Raw genomic sequence first — 19,478 nt, 5'->3', positions numbered from 1 at the left:
TGCGAATGCTTCGGTCTACTGAAGGCGCTTGCACGCGTACCGGCGTAGGATACGCCGCAAGTACGTCCGTGTAGGCTCTGGCGCGGCATCCATTCCGCTCAAGGTCCCACGCCGGCACGCGTGCAAGCACCACCGGTTGTTGTCGGTTGCTGAAAGAAATGCGGAGGGTCAGCTGAGCTGCACGTTCTTCCTAGCGTCCATTCCTGGCGACGTGACGTAGATGGAAGGCTTACTGATTACATCGGCCACGAAGTCCGCAGGCATCAACACCTGCTTGAAGCATTGCTTGCCGATCAGCGATAGCAATATGGGGAGCGTGGCGCCGCGTCCGGTGGCGGGACCGTGTGGCGACATGGATGTCGCCACCGAGCCTCCAGGGACGGATTCACGGCGTGTCCCGACACTGGATGCGGCGCCGCGCCGCCGAACGACTCCGCACACCGATCAATCTTGCCCACGACATTTACCGGTTTTACGCGAATGCCTCGGTCTGCCGAGGGAGCTTGCACGCGTACCAGCGTAGGACACGCCGCAAGTACATCCGTGTAGGCTCTGGCGCGGCATCCATGCCGCTCAAGATCCCACACCGGTACGCGCGCAAGCACCACCGATTGCTATCGGTTGCGGAAAAAAATGCGAACAGCCAGATGAGCTGCACGTTCTTCCGAGCGCCACCATTCCTGACGACATGCCAGCAGTTGGCATGCAACCACGCATGCCAATCCCGAATGCCCAATCCCCAATCCCGGCGGCGGCCGCGTCAGCAGCTAATGCGCGACGAGCTTGATCGCCGCCCTACAGCCCGTAGCGCTCCACTGCGTCCAGATGCGGACGCGGGTCCTGATCGCAGGCCTCGGCCAGGCGCAGCCAGCACATCGGGTGCGCCCACTGCGCGGTTGTGGCCAGCAGGACGCGATGCAGTTCCAGCGGCGGCGCCGCTTCCGGCAGCGCCACGGTGAACAGCACGCCCGGCAGACCCGTGCTCGCATCTTCCGGGTCGAACGCCTCCGCGTGTTGCGGATCGACCACGCGATAGTCGTCGCGGCTATGCAGCCACAGTTTCCAGCCACGCGCTTCGATGTCCTCGCGCAAGGCCTCGATCGCCTGCTCGCCGGGATGCACGCCATCCACCAGCCAGCTGCTGCCGTAACCGCCCGCCTCCAGCACATGCACCTGCGCATAAGTCGGCACGAAGCGCTCGCGCTCGGCCTCGTCCTCCGGCGGCGGATACAACAACTCCGCATCGAACACCACCCAGTCGCCGACATGCTGGCGCCGATGCGCCGGTGCATTTTCGACGATACGCGCGGTGACCGGGCCGGTGCGCCGCGCGTAGTACTCGGCTGCCTCGCCGTCATCCACGCAGCGCACGATCACCCAACCCCAGGTTTCTTCGACCACGCCGCTGGTGCTGCTCAGCTCCATGCCGAGCGCCAGCGCCGAGGTGCGCACTGCGTCCCATTGCTGCGCCGCGCTGGCCGCGGTCATGTGATCCCAATGCGCGGAGCGCGGTTCTTCCATCAACTCGGTCAGCTGTCGATACACCTCGGTGGCATCGGCGAAGCGGCCGGTGTTGAGATACATGCGCCCCAGCAAGCCGCGCGCACCGTGCGAGCCGGGCGACAGTTCCAGCAACGCGGTGCAGGCCTGCTCCAGCGCCGGCCAATCGGCCAGCCGCTGGGCCAGCTGCGCCTCGCACCACAGCGCCGCCACCGGCACCAGCGGGCGATACAGCTGCGCCAGCCGGCGCAGGCCGGCCTCGTCGCCACGGCCCAGCAGCAGATTCATCAACCGGAAGGTCGGGCTGGTTTCGCGATCGGCATGCCGCTGCACGAAGGCCCACAGCAGCGCGATCGCCTCGTCGTCGGCCGCACACGCGCTCAATGCCGACGCCGTGGTGTCCACCAACTCGGCATCGTCGGGTCGCTCGGCCACTGCCTGCAGCAACCACTGCGCCTCGCGCTCGGGGTTACGCGCCACGTCTTCGCCCTGCGCATCCAGCCATGCCAGCAACTGCTCGGCGGGTACCGGCGCCGGCTCGCCGGCCGGTGCGGTTTCGATGCGCACGGCCAGACCGTCCAGCAGTTGCGTGGCGCCCCGGTCCTGGCGCAACTTGGGCACGTGCGCACGCGCAAGCGCCAGGTGGCGGCGCGCAGTCCACACCGCGCCACGCTGCAAGGCCAGCCCGATCGCCATCTCGGCCGCCTCGATCAGGATGCGATGCGCACCGACCTGCGCGTAATGATCGAGCATCACCTGCAGGCGGCTGCCCAGATCCCAGGTGTTGCGCTCGGGCTGGCGCGACACCAGCACCACCACCGCACGCAACCAGTGCAGGCGATAGCGCGGCGCGACCTCGCGCCACGGCAGAAACGCTTCCAGCGCTTCGTCGTCACGATTCAACATCGCCAAGGCGCGGGCTTTCTGCAAACGCCGCGGCTGACTGCAGTTGGCCCACTCCGCGCCTTCGCGCGCGGCCTCGCGCTCGCGCTGCTCGATCAGTGCCAGCGCGTCCTCCGCGCGGCCCAGCGAGAGCAGGATCGAGATGCGCATGTCCGGCACGCCGTCGTAGATCTGACCGCCATGCGCAAGAATGGTCTGCGATTGCTGGTCCAGATAACTCAGCGCCGCCTCACCGCGTCCGTCGTCAAGCAAGGCATCGGCTTTTTCGCAGCTCAGGCACTGGTAGCACGACCAGCTCGGATCGATGCGGCCCAGCGTTTCCTCGCACACCTCGATGCGCTCTTCCACCCAGCCCGGACCATCGATGTTGGCGTAGCACGCGGCCAGATCCTGGGTCACGCAAACTGACTGCGGGCATTCCACCGCATCGGGGCGGTGCGCGCGCTCGAACAGCGTCACCGCATCGCTCAGCGCACGCTCGCCTTCGCACAGGTTGCCGACCCGGTTGCGCATTTCCCAGTGCCCGACGAACACCTCCAGCCACGGATTGGCCAGCGTCTTGCCCAGCGCACGCGCCTCGGGCAACAGCGCTTCAGCGCGTTCGATCTGCAGGTCGCAGATATGGTCGGTCAGGCGCGTCAGCAGCTGCGCATTCTGCGGCTGCCCAGCTTCGCCCAGATCGTCCTGCAGCTTCTCCACCCAGTTCCAGATTTCCATCGTGTTGCTCCTTCGATGCGGCGCTCAGCGTGCCAGCAATTGGGTCACGGCCTCGGCAAGATCGCCGAAGGCCCGGTTCAAATCCGATCCGCCCGATGCGTTGGCACCGGGCTGCGGCTGGGTGCGCCCCTGCGCCGACACGATCACCTTCAGTGAGCGCAGCAGCCGTGCCGCCACCGCCGCCTGCGGATTGCCGGCGCGTTGTGCCGCCAGCAGCGCCTGCAACGCCGGGTTGTCGAGATTCAGGTACAGCCGCTGGGTCTGCCGTGCTTCGATCCCCGCAGTGAACTGCCGGGCCAGCCGCAGCGCAGCGGTGGACACGCGCTTGTCGTTCTCGTCCTGCTCCAGGCGGCGTTTCAGTTCGGCCTCGCGGTCGGGCACCACCACCAACGGCAATGCCTCGGGGCTGAAACGCGCCGGCACCAGCGCTTCGCCATCGCCCAGATGCTGTTCCAGCCAGGCCAGTTCGTCGGCCGGCAGCGTGTCCAGCTGGAACAACTGCCGGTTGCCCTGCTCGGTGCCCAGCTCGACCAGGCGCACGCCCTTGGCCTGCGTCCAGCGGCGCAGGAACGGCACCACCGCATAGCGATTTCCGTAGGCCACCGGCACGCCCATCGCGCGGAACAGCATTTCTTCGAAACCGCTGTCGCTGTCCAGGATCACGTGCACCGCACCACGCGCCGGCAACTGCTGCGCCGGCAGGTCGCCCTGCGAGGTCGGCACCCGCACGTGTTCCATCAGCAACTCGAACAGACGCTCGTCGCACAGCGCCGCGCCCAGCAATGCCTCGTTGTGCCGCAGCAGGATGCGCCGCCAGGCTTCCGGCTGCTGACGCGCCACATCGGCCAGGCCCTGCACCAGCGCCTCGGACAGGGCATGCTGCACGGCCGCGTAGGTGGCGTCGCGCTGCAGGTCTTCGCGGCTGGCGGTGGGCGTCAAGCGATTGGATTCGATCACGCCCCCGATAAAGCCCGCCCACGGCGGCAACAGTTCACGCGCGTTGTCGTCCAGCAGCATGCCGCGCAGGAACACCGACAGATTGCGGTTGTCGCTGGTGCCGTAGGTGGCCCCGTCCTGCACCCACAGCAGGCCGACCGCATCGCTGCCCTCCTCCGCGCGCACCGGCATGCAGCACAAGGGTTCGAAGTTGCGCTCGAAACGTGCAGCAAACTCGCGTTGGCGCCGCCAGGCCTGCACCGGATGCAACGGCACCGCATCGTGCATGCGCCACGGCGGCGGCTCGGGGTTGATCGCCTGGGTATCGGAGCCGATCCAGATCGGCTCGCGCAGCAGCGCGCAATAGCGCGACAGGATCTCGCGCAGCCGTGCTTCCTGGGCCAACGACAGATAGTCCTGGTGCAGTTCCAGCACCACTTCCGTCCCGACCTGCGCACGCGCCGGGATCGGGCTCACCGTGTATTGCTCGGCATTGCTGGAGATATAGCAGTGCCCCAGCGTCGGGCTCTGATAGGAGGTGGTGCGCACGGTGACGCGGCGCGCCAGCACGAAGGCCGACAGAAAGCCCAGCCCGAACATGCCGATCAGGCCGCTGTCCTCATGCCCGCCCTGACGCAGGCCACGCGTATACCCCACGCCGACCGTGGCCAGGTAATCGTGGATCTCCTGCTGGGTCAGCCCGGCGCCGGTGTCGATGATGCGCACGATCCCCTGGGCAGCGTCGGCATGCACTTCGATGCGCGATTCGCCTTGCCAGTCGGGTTGTTCCAGCCGGCGACGCAGGATCGAGTCGTGCGCGTTCTGCACCAGCTCGCGCAGCGCGACCACCGGCGTGGAATACAGATGCTTGCTGAGGACGGACATCAGTCCGTTGAGATCGACGCCTGCACGGCGGATCTGGGAGGCGTCCGTCGCCTCGGAGGTGTGATCTTGCATGATCGTTCGTCGTTTCCTTGGCGGCCACGCCCATCCTCGGACGCGCCTTCCTGGGTGGCAGTGCGAGCCGAACAGGATAGCCGCAAGCCACGCCGTACGCACGCGCGCCGCACTCTCACGGCTTCCAATGGCTGGCCCGCCGTTCGGTCGCCACTGCAGCATGGCCTTCGGAAACGACATGCCACGGCCTGCATCGACGCCCGGCCGTGGCGCGCAACGACCTAGCGCTGCAGGGTTTCCATCGGTGCCTCATTGAAATGCTGGCGATAGCCCTTGGCCAGCGCCGAGCGGCTGCCCACGCCCCAGCGGCTGGCCGCCTGCAGCACGCTGCCGCAGCCGCCTTCGGCCAGCAGTTCGTCGCGAATGCTCTGCATCCGGTAACGACGCAACACCTGGGTCGGCGACAGCCCGGTAGCGGACTTGAACGCCTGCTGCAGGGCGCGCCCGGTGACGCCGATCTGCGCGGCCACCTCGTTGATCGACAGATCCGAGCGGTGCGCATTGGTGATCATGTAGGCGTAGGCGCGCCGGTACTTGGCCGGCAGCCGCGCGGAGATGTCGTCGCTGACATGCGCCGGCGTGCCGCTTTCCAGCAGCCGCGGCGCCTGTACCTCGCTGCGCAGGCACTGCACCGCGCCCAGCGCGTAGCGGTTGTACAGCAGCAGTGCCTGCTCGGTCTTGCCCAGCGCCTGGCTGATCTTGGCCTGGCAATACTCGAACTCCAGATTCCAGCGTGGCGCGTGGTGCCGGCCGGCACCGGCCAGGGCACGCTCTGCCAGATCGGCGCGCCCCACCGCCAATGCGGCAAGCGCCAGCTCCACCTGCGCATCCTGCCGGGCGCAGGGCGGGCAACCGGTGGCGGCGGCCGGCAGCGCATCGATCTGCGCATCGAACCCGAAGGTGTCGCCACCGGCGATGCGCAGCAGATTGCGCACGTGGCGCATGCGCTGTGCGAGCACCGGCATGCTCTCAGCCAGGTCGGCGATGCAGGCGCGCAGCTCGTTGGGCTCGAACGCGTGCGCCGCATCCTCCTGGCGCAGCGTGGCCTGCCAGAACACGTGGTCGCTCATCCGGTCGGCGCGCCGGATGCGCAACTGCGCAATCATGTCCAGGCGCAGCGCAGTGGCGATGCGCAGCCACTCGGTTGCGCCGCTGTCCAGTTCCGCCAGCACGTCGTTGGCACGCTCCAGCGTCTGCAGTGCCAGGGTGCTCTGGCCCAGGTGGAAGTGGGTCAGCGCCTTGCCCAGCAGACTTTCCCCACACAGGCAGGCCGGCGTCTCGCGGTCCATCGCCAGCTGCGCAAAGCAGTTCAGTGCAGCGCTCAGGCGGCGCTGGCTCAGCATCAACCAGGCGGTATTGCGGCAGGACAGCAGCCGCAGTTGGCGCTGATGCCCGCGCATCGCCTTCAAGGCGTGGCGGTAGGCATCTTCGGCCTCCTCCTGGTATTCGAGGATCAACAAGGCATCGCCGCTGGCGCCGAGCAGGCCGACTTCGTCGTCGGCGCCATCCGCGGCGGCCTGGCCATCACGGCGTTGTTGAAGATGTTGCAGACCTTGCGGCCAGGCACCAACCAGCATCCTGCTTGTATAGGTAGGAAGACGGTCTGCGTACGACAACGCAGAGATCGCCGCGAAGTAGGTTGAAAGGATCATGCCGGGCTCTCTCATAGGGGGATGAGCAAAAACAACAATGCGCCGGTCTGGCTGGCGCAACCGATTGTATGCAGCGGATCCAATGGAATTTCTCACTCCAAGGCACTAAGAAAATCAAAAAACCTCACTCTGTCTCCTGCCAACCCAGTTATGCGGCATGCAGATAAAGGGCACTTTTTGCATACCGCCGGCGCTGTCGTGCATAGGACATTGCACGCCATGCGAAACCGTATTGAAGACAGGACGGCAGCCGGAGAAGATTGGCAGGGCCAACCAAATCCCATGCCTTGCGTCGGCTTCACTGATGTCCCGGCATGACGTTGCAATGGCCGCATCCGCGGTACTTCAGTAAATGAAAGATGCGCGTCAAACGATGGCCGCGCCGTTGTGCTGCATCGGCGGATCGCTCAGATATTCCATGTGCGCTGCAAGCACATGCAAATCGCAATACCGTGGTATAGACCTGGACGCGCAATGGAATGGACTCCGCGACCGCGCCCGTTGTCTCGCCGCGTCGACCGACTGCGCGTTGCGCAATGTCGGAATTTTGTTAGTTACTGACGACGCATGCCCTGGATGTAAGAGCTGCTTTACGCCTAGATGAGCGTACGTTAAAGCCGGCCTACCCAAAGCCGAAGAAAAGTACGCAGCAGTGAAACTTTCTGGCTCGGCAATGGTACATACCATTCGTCCGACCCCAGGTCGGATCCCCTGGCAGCCGAAGGCGATGGCGATGCACTTATCTCTACATGTGGGTTTTGTATTGACGCCTGCTGTCCGCAACAGGCATCCGACGCACGCCTGGTACGTGTGCAGACATGGGAAGGCCGGCTGATGCACGGCAACCTTCCCGGCAAGCACGGATCGGCTTTCCTGTTGACGCAGGACGCGCGTCTGGCATCGCAGGTCAATGCCAGCCTCGCACCGCTGGCCCCGAGTTTTGCGGTGTTTTCCGATGAACTCGAACTTCTGCGCTCGCTGCGGCATTCCCCTTGCGAGCTGTTGATCTTCGATGCGACCTGCGTCGCGTCGGACGACAGCTCGCTGCTGGCCTGGCAACGCTGCCACAGCGGCCATCCCACGCCGCTGATCGTGCTGGGGCGTTTCGACTGTGCCCACGACATCCTGGCCTGGTACCGCGCCGGCGCACACGATGTGCTCGCCCTACCCTTCAATTCGCACGAGCTGCATGTGCGCGCAGCATTGGCGCTGTCGCCGGTGGCCGAGGCGTGCCCCGAGAGCCAACAGCTGAGTGTGGGCCCCTACCAGCTGATCCGCGACGAAAATACCGTATACCTGCACGGCAAGCCGATCGTGTTGACCGCACGCGAGTTCTCGATCGCCTGGCTGCTGTTTTCCAGCCCCGGTGTGTGTTTCCGCCGCTGCCAGTTGGCCAAGGCGGTGTGGGGTAGCCACACCGAGTTCACCGACCGCACGATGGAGCAACACATCTACAAGCTGCGCAAGAAGCTGCAGCTGTGCAATCACAGCGGCGTGGTGCGCATCAGAACCGTGTATTCGCATGGGTACAAGCTGGAACTTGCCCTGCAGGACAAGGACGCACCGACGCCCGGCAAGGTCGTCAGCCCCAGCACCGGCCATCATGCTGCGGCCTGTTGACCGATGCGGCCATGCAAAGGCGAGGCGCGGCGATCGGCGGCGACCTGCGCTCGCTGCCTGCTACCGGCGCCTGCATTGCAGTGAATCGGCCGTTGCCGTGCGTTGAGCTGGTCAGGCATTAACTGGCAGAGCTTGTTCGCCGGCTCCATGTTGAGTGGAAACGCACCCAGTTAATAGTTCAATAATGTATTGGATATACAAATAGAGCTTGGCGCATTGCCGGCCGACTGCTTCCTACACCCTGGCAGGACGTCCAAGTTTTTGCCGGCAGTTGAAGAACGCATCAATCGAGCCGAATCCGGCACTCAAACGCACGCGTGTTGTTGGTCAGCCTGCGCCGACCGTACATCTCCAGAAACGACAATGGCGCGGAGGAGTCTCCGCGCCATTGTTCGATCAGGCCTTGCACCCGGTTACTGCTTGGGATTCTCGCCGTACTCGTTCGGGCCGGGCGTGCCTTCCAGGCACATGAAGACCAGCACGATGAAGCCGCCCACATAAGGCACCAGGCTGATCAGATAGAACCAACCCGACTTGCCCTGGTCGTGCAAGCGACGCACGGTCACTGCAATGCTCGGCACAATCAATGCCAGCACCACGATCCCCATGACGGCAGCAACCAGCCATGCCAGTGCACCAGGACCGTTCTCGCCGCCCATCAGTGCAGCCGCGATGCCGAACAGGCCGCCCAACACCAGCAGGACGATCGCCTGCAGCAGCATGAACATCCAATATTCCTTGCGGCGCGAGCGGCCATTGAAGTCGGCGTAGCGCTTGAGTGGCAACAACATCCATTCCATCGTGTTTTCTCCTGATAACGCGCAGTGAGCGCTGTCCGTGATCCGGTGCACAGTGCAACGGGCCGCGCATGTTGCCATAGCCGCCCTGCGCTGAAAACGTTTTCTTATCGACGAATGGCGGATCGCGACCTGCTGGCCGACGGACGGTCACCGGAGCTGGCGACAGCCAGCCCGAAACTTCATTGATGTCATCCAAGCATGGCGCAGGCAGCCATACCGCCCACTGCACGGCGGTGCGGGGTCAGCTCATCGCATGCAGAGCGACGCCCCGTAAAGACAGTCGCTCACCTACCGCCCCGGTATCACTCGGCGGCCGCTTCCAGCGCCTGGCTCAGCCGCTCCACCGCGACGATCTCCATACCCTTGATGCTGGTGGTCTTGGGCGCGTTGGCCTTGGGCACGATCGCGCGCTTGAAGCCGTGGGTTGCGGCCTCTTTCAGACGGTCCTCGCCGTTGGGCACCGGCCGGATCTCGCCGGACAGGCCCACTTCGCCAAAGGCGATGGTCTTCTCGGACAGCGGCCGATCGCGCAGCGAGGACAACACCGCCAGCAGCACCGGTAGGTCGGCAGCGGTTTCCTGCACACGGATGCCGCCGACCACATTGACGAACACGTCCTGGTCGCCAACCACGATGCCGCCGTGGCGGTGCAGCACCGCCAGCAGCATCGCCAGCCGGTTCTGCTCCAGACCCACCGCCACGCGCCGCGGATTGGACAGCGGCGAGGCGTCCACCAGCGCCTGCACCTCCACCATCAGCGGCCGGGTGCCTTCGCGGGTGACCATCACGCAGCTGCCCGGTTGCTGGGTGCTGCCACCGGACAGGAAGATCGCCGACGGATTGGAGACCTCCTTGAGGCCCTTCTCGCCCATCGCGAACACGCCCAGCTCGTTGACCGCACCGAAGCGGTTCTTGAACGCGCGCAACAGCCGGAACCGGCTGCCGCTCTCGCCTTCGAAGTACAGCACCGCATCGACCATATGCTCGAGCACGCGCGGGCCGGCGATGCCGCCTTCCTTGGTCACATGACCGACCAGGAACACCGCGGTGCCGGTCTCCTTGGCATAACGCACCAGCCGCGCCGCACTCTCGCGTACCTGGCTGACCGAGCCCGGCGCTGCGGTCAGCGATTCGGTCCACAGCGTCTGTACCGAATCGGCCACGATCAGCTTCGGCCGCGCCACGCTGGCATGCTGCAGGATGTTTTCGATGCCGGTTTCAGCCAGCGCGTTCAGGCCCTCCAACGGCAGATCCAGCCGCACTGCGCGCCCGGCCACCTGTGCCAGCGATTCCTCGCCGGTGACGTACAGCACCGGCAGTGTGCTGGCCATGCTCGCCAGCGCCTGCAGCAACAGCGTCGACTTGCCGATGCCGGGGTCGCCACCGATCAGCACCACCGCACCTTCGACCAGGCCGCCGCCCAGCACCCGATCGAACTCGCCAATGCCGGTGGACACGCGCGCCTGCTCGGACTGCTGCACGTCCTTGAGCGCGGTGATCTTGGGTGCCTCGGCCTTGCCGGCCCAGCCGCTACGCCGCGATGCCGCAGGCGAGGCCTTGCCGCCGGGCGTGGCGCTTTCGAGCACGATCTCGCTGAGCGTGTTCCAGACCCCGCACTCGGTGCATTGCCCCTGCCACTTGTTGTATTCGGCGCCGCACTCGCCGCAGACATAGGCCGTTTTCGCCTTCGCCATCGTCAGTTAACCCATCGCTTCTGGAGCGACAGGATAGTCGGCGTCGGTCTCAGGATGCGCGACGCTGGCTCGGGATTCGGGATTCGGGATTCGGGATTCGGGATTCGGGATTCGGGAATCGGGAATCGGGAATCGGGAGTCGGGAGTCGGGAGTCGGGAGTCGGGAGTCGGCCAGGCTGCGGCGGCGCTGGAATGGATGCAACCGCGCATTCCTGCTGCTGCGTTCTCGCTCGGACATCGATGGCGCCGAGCGTTTGGCTGGCGCGCTGTCTTTTGGTCGGTCGGCATCGGTACCGACCAGAACCAATGTCTGGAGCTACATGATCGATCGCAGCCGGTCATGCAGCTCCAGGTCTTGCCATTGCCCGCTTCAACGGCTGCGAGCGGGCGGCTGCCACTCAGCGCGGCTTGTACAACTCGCTCAGGCGATCCGGCTTGCCGGGGATGCGTTCCAGATGCGGATACAGCAGGCCGCCGTGGTAATCGATGCGCACGGTGTCGTAGCGGTCCAGGCGCTTGACCAGCAGTTCGATAGGCGCGGTGGTGCCCTTGGCCGCCTTGATCGCGTCCTTGATCACCTCACTGCTGAAGGCGCGGCCGTTGACCGCCACGATGGTGTTGCCGGCGATCAGGCCGGCATTGAAGGCCGGGCCGTCCCACAGCACATCGCTGATATCGCCAGAGGCCTTCAGGGACACGCCAAGCGAATAGGTCAGGCTGGCGTCCTTGTCGTCGCTCTCGTCGGCCTTGGTGGCCAGGTTCGGCTCCTCGTTATAGACCAGCTTCCAGCCATTGGCTTCGATACCGCCGTTCAAGGAGCCATGCCCGTCCATGCGGCTGCGCAACAGGCTCGCCCAGTCGTAGGCGGCGATGCCATTGAGCGTGGCGACGATGTCGTCGAAGGTGTACGGGTTGACGTCCCAGTCGCCGTTCTTCATGCCGAAGAAGGCCTTGCCGAAATCGTCGATGGAACGCTTGTTGTTGGTCAGCGCGCGCAGCTTGCTGTCCACTTCCAGCCACATCATCTGGCCGCCGGAGTAATAGTCTTCGGCCATCTGATAGCTACGGTAGGCCTTGGGCCGGCGCATCGACATGGTCGGGTCGTTGGTGGTGTCCTGCACGGTGCGCCAGGCCATGCCGGGGCGACCACGCTCGTAGTTCGCCGCCACGCCGGCCAGCATCTCGCGCGCCTGATCCTGCGTCCACAGGCCCGAACGCGCAGCCATCACTTCGCCCCAGAACTGGGTCTGGCCTTCGTACAGCCACAGCAGGCTGTCACCCATCGGCACGTTGAAGTTGGGCGTGGCCAGGTCGGCGCCACGGCGGTACTTGCCGTTCCAGGAATGGTTGAATTCGTGCGCGAGCAGGTCGCGGCCGGTCCAGCTCTTGTCCCACTCGGTGAAGTAGGTCGGCACGCCGCTGTTTTCGCTGGAGCGATGGTGCTCCAGGCCGATGCCGCCCAACTTCTTGGTCAGCGCCAGCAGGAATTCGTAGTGGTCGAAATGCCGCGCGCCGTAGAGCTTGTCCATCTGCTGCACCAGCGATGCATGCGCCTTGATCTGCTCGGGCTTGGCCTCCAGCGACTTGGCTTCGTCGGCGAACACGTTGAGGTAGACCGGCTGCTTGCCGCCGCTCAGCTCCACGCGCTTGTAGTACTTGCCGGCGAACATCGGCGAGTCGACCAGGTCGTCGAAGTCGATCGGCTTGAAGGTCACCGTGTCGCCAACCCGGCGGTCGGTCTCCAGCGCCGTGGCATAGCTCCAGCCGGCTGGCAGCGTGACGCTGGCCTGGGCCTTGATGTTGCGTGCGAAGACGCCGGCCGGATACAGCGCCGTGGTGTTCCACTGCAGGTTGAGCATCTCCGGGGTCATCATCACCCGGCCCTGGTTGGGGGCTTGCGGCGAGAGGAACTTGAACTCGGCCACCAGCTCGCTGGCGCCCTGCGGCACGTCCACGGTGAAGGCATACACATCGAACTGGTCGCGCTTCCATGGCACTACCTTGCCGTCCACCTTGATCACCAGACCGGCGAGCTTGTCGATCGGCCCGGTCGGCGAGTGATTGCCGGGAATCCACTGCGGATACAGCAGCGTCATCGGGCCCGGCCGGGCCGGCATGGTGGTTTTGACCTTGAAGATGCGATGGGCCAGATCGGTGGCATCGACGTCGATCTTCAAGGTGCCGTCGAACGACACGTCCTGCGGCGCGGCAGTTTGTGCGGCCGCAGGCAACGACAGTGCCGCCAGCAACGACACGGACAACAAGGTGGGGATCTTCATCGCAACTCCGCAGGGACCTGGAACAGGCAAGCCCACGATGCTAAGCGCCTGCCCGCGCTTCCCCGTATGCCATAGGTCATGCTGCGCAGCGATTCACACACAAAAAAGCCGCCGGTGACCCGGCGGCTTTTTGTCCAGCATGCTTGGATCCGGCGTGCCGTAATCCGGCACAGCGCCGTCTCAATGCATCATGTTGACGTTCATGTTGTGTAGCACCCACAGCGAGCCGACGATCACGATGCCGATGATCAGCAGCGAGAACAGGCCCACCTGCACGTTGGAGCGCTGCTCGGGCGAGCGATCCATGTGCAGGAAGTACACCATGTGCACCAGCATCTGCACTGCGGCCATCAGCGAGATCACGATGACGGTGACGCCCTTGGAGAACGCCCCGCTCATCACCATCGCAAACGGGATGACGGTGAGGATCACGGCCATCACAAAGCCGATCAGGTAGGACTTCAGGCCGCCGGCATGTGCGTCGGCAGCGGTTTCATGCGCGTGGTGATTGGCCATTACAGCGCTCCCAGCAGGTAGACGACGGTGAACACACCGATCCAGATGATGTCCAGGAAATGCCAGAACAGGCTCAGGCAGGCCAGACGCGTGCTGTTGCGCGGGGTCAGGCCGTTCTTGGAGATCTGGATCACCAGCACTGCCATCCACAACAGACCGGAGGCCACGTGCAGGCCGTGCGTGCCCACCAGGGTGAAGAAGGCCGACAGGAACGCGCTGCGCCCCGGACCCGCCCCTTCATGGATCAGGTGGTTGAACTCCCACACTTCCATGCACAGGAAGCCGATACCCAGCAGTGCGGTGACGCCCAGCCAGGCGTACAGCCCGGTCATGCTGCGCTTGTGCGCGGAGATCATCGCAACGCCGAAGCTCAGGCTGCTGAACAACAGCAGGAAGGTTTCCACCAGCACGAACTTCAGGTCGAACAGCTCCTTGGCGGTCGGTCCGTCCACCGTGGCGCCCGAGAGCACCGCATAGGTGGCGAACAGGCCGGCGAACAGCAGGCAGTCGCTCATCAGGTAGACCCAGAACCCGAAGACGGTGTTGCCACCGGCGTCGTGATGTTCGTGGTCGTCGTGGCCGCCCGCGTGGGCGGCGTGGTCAAGCGTGGTCGAGGAAGACATGGTCATACCACCTTCGCGGCCTGCGCCGCATGTTGCTGTTCGAGCAGGGCAAAGCGCGCGTTTTCGATGCGCTCCACTTCGTCGGCCGGCACCCAGTAATCGATGTCGTCATCGAAGGTGCGCGCAATGAAGCTGCCGATCATGCCGACCAGGCCGATGATGGCCAGCCACCAGATGTGCCAGATCAGACCGAAGCCCATCAGCACGCTGAAGGCACCGATATACACGCCTGCCCCGGTGTTGCGCGGCATATGGATCGCCTCGTACTTGGACGGACGCACCCAGCCCTTGCCGTTCTGCTTGTCGGCCCAGAACTGATCGCGGTCGTCGATGTGCGGCAGCACGGCGAAGTTGTAGAACGGCGGCGGCGAGGAGGTGGCCCACTCCAGCGTACGGCCATCCCACGGATCGCCCGTGTAGTCCATGTGCTCCTTGCGCTTCCACACGCTGTAACCGATCTGCACCAGGTTCAGGAAGATACCCAGGCCGATGATCGCAGCACCGGCCGCAGCGACGTACAGCCACGGCGCCCACTCGGGGTGGTTGTAGGTGTTCATGCGACGGGTCATGCCCATGAAGCCGAGCACGTACAGCGGCATGAAGGCCACGAAGAAGCCGATGATCCAGCACCAGAACGAGGCCTTGCCGATCTTCTCGTTGAGCTTGAAGCCGAACGCCTTCGGGAACCAGTAGGTCAGGCCGGCCAGGTAGCCGAACACCACGCCGCCGATGATCACGTTATGGAAGTGCGCGATCAGGAACAGGCTGTTGTGCAGCACGAAGTCCACGGCCGGAATCGCCAGCATCACGCCGGTCATGCCGCCGATGGTGAAGGTGATGATGAAGCCGATCGTCCACAGCACCGGCGAGGTCATGTGCACACGACCGCGGAACATGGTGAACAGCCAGTTGAAGATCTTCACGCCGGTCGGGATCGAGATGATCATCGTCGTGATGCCGAAGAAGGCATTGACGTTGGCACCCGAGCCCATGGTGAAGAAGTGATGCAACCACACCACGAACGACAGCACGCCGATGCACGAGGTCGCGTAGACCATCGAGGTGTAGCCGAACAGGCGCTTGCGGCTGTAGGTCGCGATCAGCTCGGAGAAGATGCCGAACGCTGGCAGGATCAGGATATAGACTTCCGGGTGACCCCAGATCCAGATCAGGTTGACGTACATCATGGCGTTGCCGCCACCGTCGTTGGTGAAGAAGTGCGTGCCCAGGTAACGGTCTGCACCCAGCAGCGCCAGCGCCACGGTCAGGATCGGGAATGCGGCGATGATCAGGATGTTGGTGATCAGCGCGGTCCAGGTGAAGATCGGCATGCGCATCAGGGTCATGCCCGGTGCGCGCATCCGCATGATCGTCACGAAGAAGTTGATGCCGGTCAGCAAGGTGCCCAGGCCTGAGACCTGCAACGCCCAGATGTAGTAGTCGACACCTACGCCCGGACTGTATTCCAGCCCCGACAACGGCGGGTAGGCCAGCCAGCCGGTCTGCGCGAATTCGCCGACACCCAGCGAGATGTTGATCAGCGCCGCACCGGCCACGAACAGCCAGAAGCTCAGCGAGTTCAGGAACGGGAACGCCACGTCACGTGCGCCGATCTGCAGCGGCACGATCAGGTTCAACAGGCCGGTCATGAACGGCATGGCCATGAAGAAGATCATGATCACGCCGTGCGCGGTGAAGATCTGGTCGTAGTGATGCGGCGGCAGCACACCTTCGCCGCCGTTACCCGCCAGCGCCTGCTGGGTGCGCATCATCGCCGCATCGGCGAAGCCGCGCAGCAACATGACCAGCGCCACGATGATGTACATCACACCGATGCGCTTGTGATCCACCGAGGTGAACCACTCCTTCCACAGGTAGCCCCACAGCTTGTACTTGGTGATGGCGCCCGCGATGAGCAGGCCGAGCAGGCCGGCACCACCGAGTGCGACCATGATGATCGGCTCGTGGTACGGAACCGCCTCGATCGTAAGTTTGCCTAGCATCACTTGTCTCCAGAAGTGCACATGGCAACCGGCTCTGCAGCCGCTGCCTGATGGTCGCCATGGCCTTTGTTATGGCCCGGACCATTCATGTATTTGTCGACGAGCGAGCGGAACATGCCGTCCTGCACCGACGAGTAGTAGGTGACCGGATACTGTTCCTTGTCGTTGCGATTGGCGGCCAGCACCTGGTACTCGGCGGCGTTCAACGCGGTCGGCGATGCCTTGACCTTGGCCACCCACGCATCGAAGCCGGCCTGATCGACCGCATGCGCCTTGAAGCTCATCTTCGAGAAGCCGTGACCGCTGTAGTTGGTCGACAGGCCGAAGTATTCGCCCGGCTCGTTGGCCACCAGGTGCAGCTTGGTTTCCATGCCGGCCATCGCGTAGATCATCGTGCCCAGGTGCGGGATGAAGAACGAGTTCATCACCGTATCGGAGGTGATCTTGAAGTTCAGCGGCGTATGCACCGGGAACGCGATCTCGTTGACCGTGGCGATGTTCTGGTCCGGGTAGATGAACATCCACTTCCAGTCCAGCGACACCGCTTCGATGGTGATCGGCTTGACGTCCGAATCCAGCGGCCGGTACGGATCCAGCGCGTGCGAGGAGCGCCAGGTCAGCACCGCCAGCACCAGGATGATCACGCACGGGATCGACCACACCACCACTTCGATGGCGGTGGAGTGCGACCAGTCCGGCTCGTAGCGCGCCTTCGTGTTGGACGCGCGGTATTTCCACGCGAACGCAATCGTCATCACGATCACCGGGATGACCACGATCAGCATCAGCACGACCGAGGTGATCAGCAGCTGCTTCTCGTCGTGGCCGATCTGGCCTTTCGGATTGAGAATGGCCGAGTTGCAGCCTGCCAACAGCAGGAACGGCAGCATCAGGCCTGGACGAAGTACACGCCCGAGATGTTTCAACGGAATCATCGGTCGATCCAAGTGCGAAGGAACGCCAGCCTCGTTCGTCGTATCCATGTGGACTCGTCCTGACGGCGCGCTTCCCGGGGGAAGGCAGCCACGCAGACCGAAGACACGAGTTAGCTCCCTGATTTTAGACTTTGCTGCACCTGCACGAAACCCATCGGCAATGATCTGCCGCAATTAATGCGCGCAAAACTGTGCGACATGTTGTCGCAGCGCTGCGCAGGGCGGAAAAGATGCGGTTGCGGCCATCGATTGCGGCCTGTGTGATGTGCGGCGTATATGGCGGCGCAGTGCCGGGATGTGCGTGATCGGCCCAAAACGCAACTGGGCCGACCCATGGTCGACCCAGTGCTGAAGCGATGGTGCCGGAAATAGGAATCGAACCTACGACCTACGCATTACGAATGCGCCGCTCTACCAACTGAGCTATTCCGGCGAGCCGTGAATTGTAGGAGCGGAGCCGGTGCCCGGTCAATCACCGCCAGGCGGAAGACGGCATGTCCGGCGCCGGACGCGGGCTGCAGCTGGCCGGTATGGCCACCTGCAACGGTAAGGCACCCGGACTTGCTGCAGGCAGTGGACGCCGGCTCAGCCAGTCCGGCGTGCCCGGCGTCAGCTGACCAGACGCAACCGCAGTTCCTTGGGCAGCGCGAAAACCATCGATTCCGGCTCGCCTTCCAGCTCGGACACACCCTCAGCGCCCAGCTCGCGCAACCGCGCCAGCACGCCATCGACCAGCACCTGCGGTGCGGAGGCGCCGGCGGTCAGGCCGATGTGCTGCTTGCCGACGATCCAAGCCGGGTCGATCTCGCCAGCGTTGTCGATCAGGTAGGACTCCACCCCGTCGCGCCGAGCCAGCTCGCTGAGGCGATTGGAATTGGAGCTGTTGGGCGAACCGACCACCAGCACCAGATCGCATTGGCGCGCCAGATCGCGCACCGCGTCCTGGCGGTTCTGGGTGGCGTAGCAGATGTCGTCGTGGCGCGGCCCCTGCATCGCCGGGAAGCGCGCACGCAGGGCCTCGATGATGCCCATGGTGTCGTCCACCGACAGCGTGGTCTGGGTGGTGTAGGCAAGGTTCTCCGGCTGGCTGACCTGCAGCGTGACGACCTGCTCGATGTCCTCGACCAGATAGATCGTGCCCGGACCGCGCTCGCGGCTCCACTGCCCCATCGTGCCTTCCACTTCCGGATGCCCGGCGTGGCCGATCAGCACCACGTCGCGGCCGGCCCGGCAATGCCGCGCCACCTCGAAATGCACCTTGGTCACCAGCGGACAGGTCGCGTCGAACACCTTGAGCCCGCGGCGCTCGGCTTCCTGACGCACCGCCTGCGAGACGCCGTGTGCGCTGAAGATCACCGTGGCGTTGTCGGGCACCTCGTCCAGTTCCTCGACGAAGACCGCGCCGCGCTGCTTGAGGTCGTCGACCACGAAACGGTTGTGTACCACCTCATGGCGCACATAGATCGGCGCGCCCAGCGTTTCGATCGCACGCTTGACGATCTCGATCGCACGGTCGACGCCGGCACAGAAACCACGGGGATTGGCGAGCAGGACATCCATGGCGGGCATTCTACGGGAATGGGGACTGGAGGATGAGACCGGGCGGCGCCGGTGCGCCACGACTTCAGCGTCGATTCCCGATTTCCGACTTCTGCTTGCCGGCCGTGTCGAACAGACCGAATACCGCAATCCCGATGGCGCCGCCCACGATCGCCGAGTCGGCGATGTTGAACGCCGGCCAGGTATGGGTGCCGATGTACCACTGGATGAAATCGACCACGTGGCCGTGCATCAGGCGGTCGATCACGTTGCCGATCGCCCCGCCAATCACCAGCGCATACGGCAGCGCGCTGCGCCATTCGCTGCGTGCGGTGCGCGACAGCCAGAACGCCAGCAGCCCACTGATGCCCACCGCCAGCGCGGTGAAGAACCACAGCTGCCAGCCGCCGGCATCGCTCAGGAAGCTGAAGGCCGCGCCGGTGTTGTAGGTGCGGTACCAGTTCCAGAAGCCGTCGATCACCGGCACCGGGGTGTATTCGGGCAGGCTGGACAGCACCCAGGCCTTGCTCCACTGGTCCAGCCCGATCACGAGTGCCGACAGCAGCAACCAGATCAGGCCGGAGGGTTTGGGGCGTTGACTCATGTCGGAAGGTCGCAGTTGGTGGTGACTTCTCCGACGCCGGAGAAGATGCCTGGATGGCGATAGGTGACGGCGGTGGCAGATGAAGCTGAAGAAAGCTGGATGACAGGCAGGCAAGGATGGCATGGGCACCGGAGCCGGCTACCCCGCTCCGCCGTGCCGCATGCGCCACGCTTCAGCAAGGGCGTGCGTGCAGCGCCGAG

The 19,478-nt window shown here is 64.5% G+C and carries 14 protein-coding genes and 1 tRNA gene; 2 read left to right on the top strand and 13 right to left on the bottom strand.

The window, feature by feature from the left end:
* Window positions 1-795 precede the first annotated feature (795 nt).
* From ABQ137_RS06640 to ABQ137_RS06630, 3 genes are all read right to left on the bottom strand, one after another.
* Complete coding sequence (locus tag ABQ137_RS06640) at window positions 796-3,120, bottom strand: tetratricopeptide repeat protein (RefSeq protein WP_349781660.1); 2,325 nt, start codon at window positions 3,118-3,120, stop codon at window positions 796-798.
* A gap of 24 nt (window positions 3,121-3,144) precedes the next feature.
* On the bottom strand, window positions 3,145-5,013 hold the full coding sequence (locus tag ABQ137_RS06635) for an ATP-binding protein (RefSeq protein WP_024940066.1): 1,869 nt from the start codon (window positions 5,011-5,013) through the stop codon (window positions 3,145-3,147).
* A gap of 221 nt (window positions 5,014-5,234) precedes the next feature.
* The gene (locus tag ABQ137_RS06630) at window positions 5,235-6,590 is read right to left on the bottom strand and encodes a helix-turn-helix transcriptional regulator (protein ID WP_349782339.1); all 1,356 of its coding nucleotides are present in this window, start codon (window positions 6,588-6,590) and stop codon (window positions 5,235-5,237) included.
* A 96-nt stretch (window positions 6,591-6,686) separates the two neighbouring features.
* On the opposite strand from ABQ137_RS06630, the gene ABQ137_RS06625 reads away from it, so the two are divergent.
* Together ABQ137_RS06625 and ABQ137_RS06620 are read left to right on the top strand one after the other, a co-directional pair.
* Complete coding sequence (locus ABQ137_RS06625) at window positions 6,687-6,983, top strand: hypothetical protein (protein WP_146010813.1); 297 nt, start codon at window positions 6,687-6,689, stop codon at window positions 6,981-6,983.
* A gap of 516 nt (window positions 6,984-7,499) precedes the next feature.
* Window positions 7,500-8,285: a winged helix-turn-helix domain-containing protein gene (locus tag ABQ137_RS06620; RefSeq protein ID WP_102581795.1), complete on the top strand. Its 786-nt coding sequence runs from the start codon at window positions 7,500-7,502 to the stop codon at window positions 8,283-8,285.
* A 413-nt stretch (window positions 8,286-8,698) separates the two neighbouring features.
* Here ABQ137_RS06620 and ABQ137_RS06615 read toward each other — a convergent pair whose 3' ends face one another.
* The 10 genes from ABQ137_RS06615 to lspA all read right to left on the bottom strand — a co-directional run bounded on the left by ABQ137_RS06615 (window position 8,699) and on the right by lspA (window position 19,278).
* A complete protein-coding gene (locus tag ABQ137_RS06615) occupies window positions 8,699-9,085 on the bottom strand; it encodes a DUF805 domain-containing protein (RefSeq protein ID WP_016901521.1) in 387 nt (128 codons plus the stop codon).
* 302 nt (window positions 9,086-9,387) lie between these two features.
* Entirely contained in the window at window positions 9,388-10,779 is a 1,392-nt protein-coding gene (gene radA / locus ABQ137_RS06610) for a DNA repair protein RadA (RefSeq protein WP_016901522.1), read from the bottom strand.
* A 398-nt stretch (window positions 10,780-11,177) separates the two neighbouring features.
* Entirely contained in the window at window positions 11,178-13,058 is a 1,881-nt protein-coding gene (locus tag ABQ137_RS06605; protein ID WP_349781658.1) for a M61 family metallopeptidase, read from the bottom strand.
* Window positions 13,059-13,238: 180 nt separating this feature from the next.
* The gene (gene cyoD / locus ABQ137_RS06600) at window positions 13,239-13,574 is read right to left on the bottom strand and encodes a cytochrome o ubiquinol oxidase subunit IV (RefSeq protein WP_006450195.1); all 336 of its coding nucleotides are present in this window, start codon (window positions 13,572-13,574) and stop codon (window positions 13,239-13,241) included.
* Entirely contained in the window at window positions 13,574-14,203 is a 630-nt protein-coding gene (cyoC, locus tag ABQ137_RS06595) for a cytochrome o ubiquinol oxidase subunit III (protein ID WP_006450194.1), read from the bottom strand. The genes cyoD and cyoC overlap by 1 nt, the downstream gene beginning before the upstream one ends.
* Window positions 14,200-16,200 carry a cytochrome o ubiquinol oxidase subunit I gene (gene cyoB / locus ABQ137_RS06590; protein ID WP_039511404.1) on the bottom strand — a complete coding sequence of 667 codons (2,001 nt, stop codon included), beginning with the start codon at window positions 16,198-16,200 and terminating at the stop codon, window positions 14,200-14,202. Before cyoB ends, cyoC begins: the two co-directional genes overlap by 4 nt.
* Entirely contained in the window at window positions 16,200-17,135 is a 936-nt protein-coding gene (cyoA, locus tag ABQ137_RS06585; protein WP_024940071.1) for a ubiquinol oxidase subunit II, read from the bottom strand. The genes cyoB and cyoA overlap by 1 nt, the downstream gene beginning before the upstream one ends.
* Window positions 17,136-17,492: 357 nt before the next feature.
* Window positions 17,493-17,568 (bottom strand) — tRNA-Thr (locus ABQ137_RS06580).
* A gap of 176 nt (window positions 17,569-17,744) precedes the next feature.
* The gene (gene ispH, locus ABQ137_RS06575) at window positions 17,745-18,695 is read right to left on the bottom strand and encodes a 4-hydroxy-3-methylbut-2-enyl diphosphate reductase (RefSeq protein ID WP_184455330.1); all 951 of its coding nucleotides are present in this window, start codon (window positions 18,693-18,695) and stop codon (window positions 17,745-17,747) included.
* Window positions 18,696-18,759: 64 nt separating this feature from the next.
* Entirely contained in the window at window positions 18,760-19,278 is a 519-nt protein-coding gene (gene lspA / locus ABQ137_RS06570; protein WP_349781655.1) for a signal peptidase II, read from the bottom strand.
* Between the last annotated feature and the right edge of the window lie 200 nt (window positions 19,279-19,478).

Origin of the sequence: Xanthomonas sp. WHRI 8393 (assembly GCF_040203315.1) — a bacterium.
In the GTDB taxonomy this organism is placed as follows: domain Bacteria; phylum Pseudomonadota; class Gammaproteobacteria; order Xanthomonadales; family Xanthomonadaceae; genus Xanthomonas; species Xanthomonas arboricola.
This window is presented reverse-complemented; position numbering and strand designations above follow the sequence as displayed.

Bases quoted from the DNA above. Each gene is read 5' to 3' on its own strand.
- ABQ137_RS06605 (WP_349781658.1), bottom strand. From the start codon at position 13,058: ATGAAGATCCCCACCTTGTTGTCCGTGTCGTTGCTGGCGGCACTGTCG.
- cyoC (WP_006450194.1), bottom strand. From the start codon at position 14,203: ATGACCATGTCTTCCTCGACCACGCTTGACCACGCCGCCCACGCGGGC.
- cyoD (WP_006450195.1), bottom strand. From the start codon at position 13,574: ATGGCCAATCACCACGCGCATGAAACCGCTGCCGACGCACATGCCGGC.
- ABQ137_RS06640 (WP_349781660.1), bottom strand. From the start codon at position 3,120: ATGGAAATCTGGAACTGGGTGGAGAAGCTGCAGGACGATCTGGGCGAA.
- lspA (WP_349781655.1), bottom strand. From the start codon at position 19,278: ATGAGTCAACGCCCCAAACCCTCCGGCCTGATCTGGTTGCTGCTGTCG.
- ispH (WP_184455330.1), bottom strand. From the start codon at position 18,695: ATGGATGTCCTGCTCGCCAATCCCCGTGGTTTCTGTGCCGGCGTCGAC.
- ABQ137_RS06620 (WP_102581795.1), top strand. From the start codon at position 7,500: ATGCACGGCAACCTTCCCGGCAAGCACGGATCGGCTTTCCTGTTGACG.
- ABQ137_RS06630 (WP_349782339.1), bottom strand. From the start codon at position 6,590: ATGCTGGTTGGTGCCTGGCCGCAAGGTCTGCAACATCTTCAACAACGC.
- ABQ137_RS06635 (WP_024940066.1), bottom strand. From the start codon at position 5,013: ATGCAAGATCACACCTCCGAGGCGACGGACGCCTCCCAGATCCGCCGT.
- ABQ137_RS06615 (WP_016901521.1), bottom strand. From the start codon at position 9,085: ATGGAATGGATGTTGTTGCCACTCAAGCGCTACGCCGACTTCAATGGC.
- ABQ137_RS06625 (WP_146010813.1), top strand. From the start codon at position 6,687: ATGAGCAAAAACAACAATGCGCCGGTCTGGCTGGCGCAACCGATTGTA.
- cyoA (WP_024940071.1), bottom strand. From the start codon at position 17,135: ATGATTCCGTTGAAACATCTCGGGCGTGTACTTCGTCCAGGCCTGATG.
- radA (WP_016901522.1), bottom strand. From the start codon at position 10,779: ATGGCGAAGGCGAAAACGGCCTATGTCTGCGGCGAGTGCGGCGCCGAA.
- cyoB (WP_039511404.1), bottom strand. From the start codon at position 16,200: ATGCTAGGCAAACTTACGATCGAGGCGGTTCCGTACCACGAGCCGATC.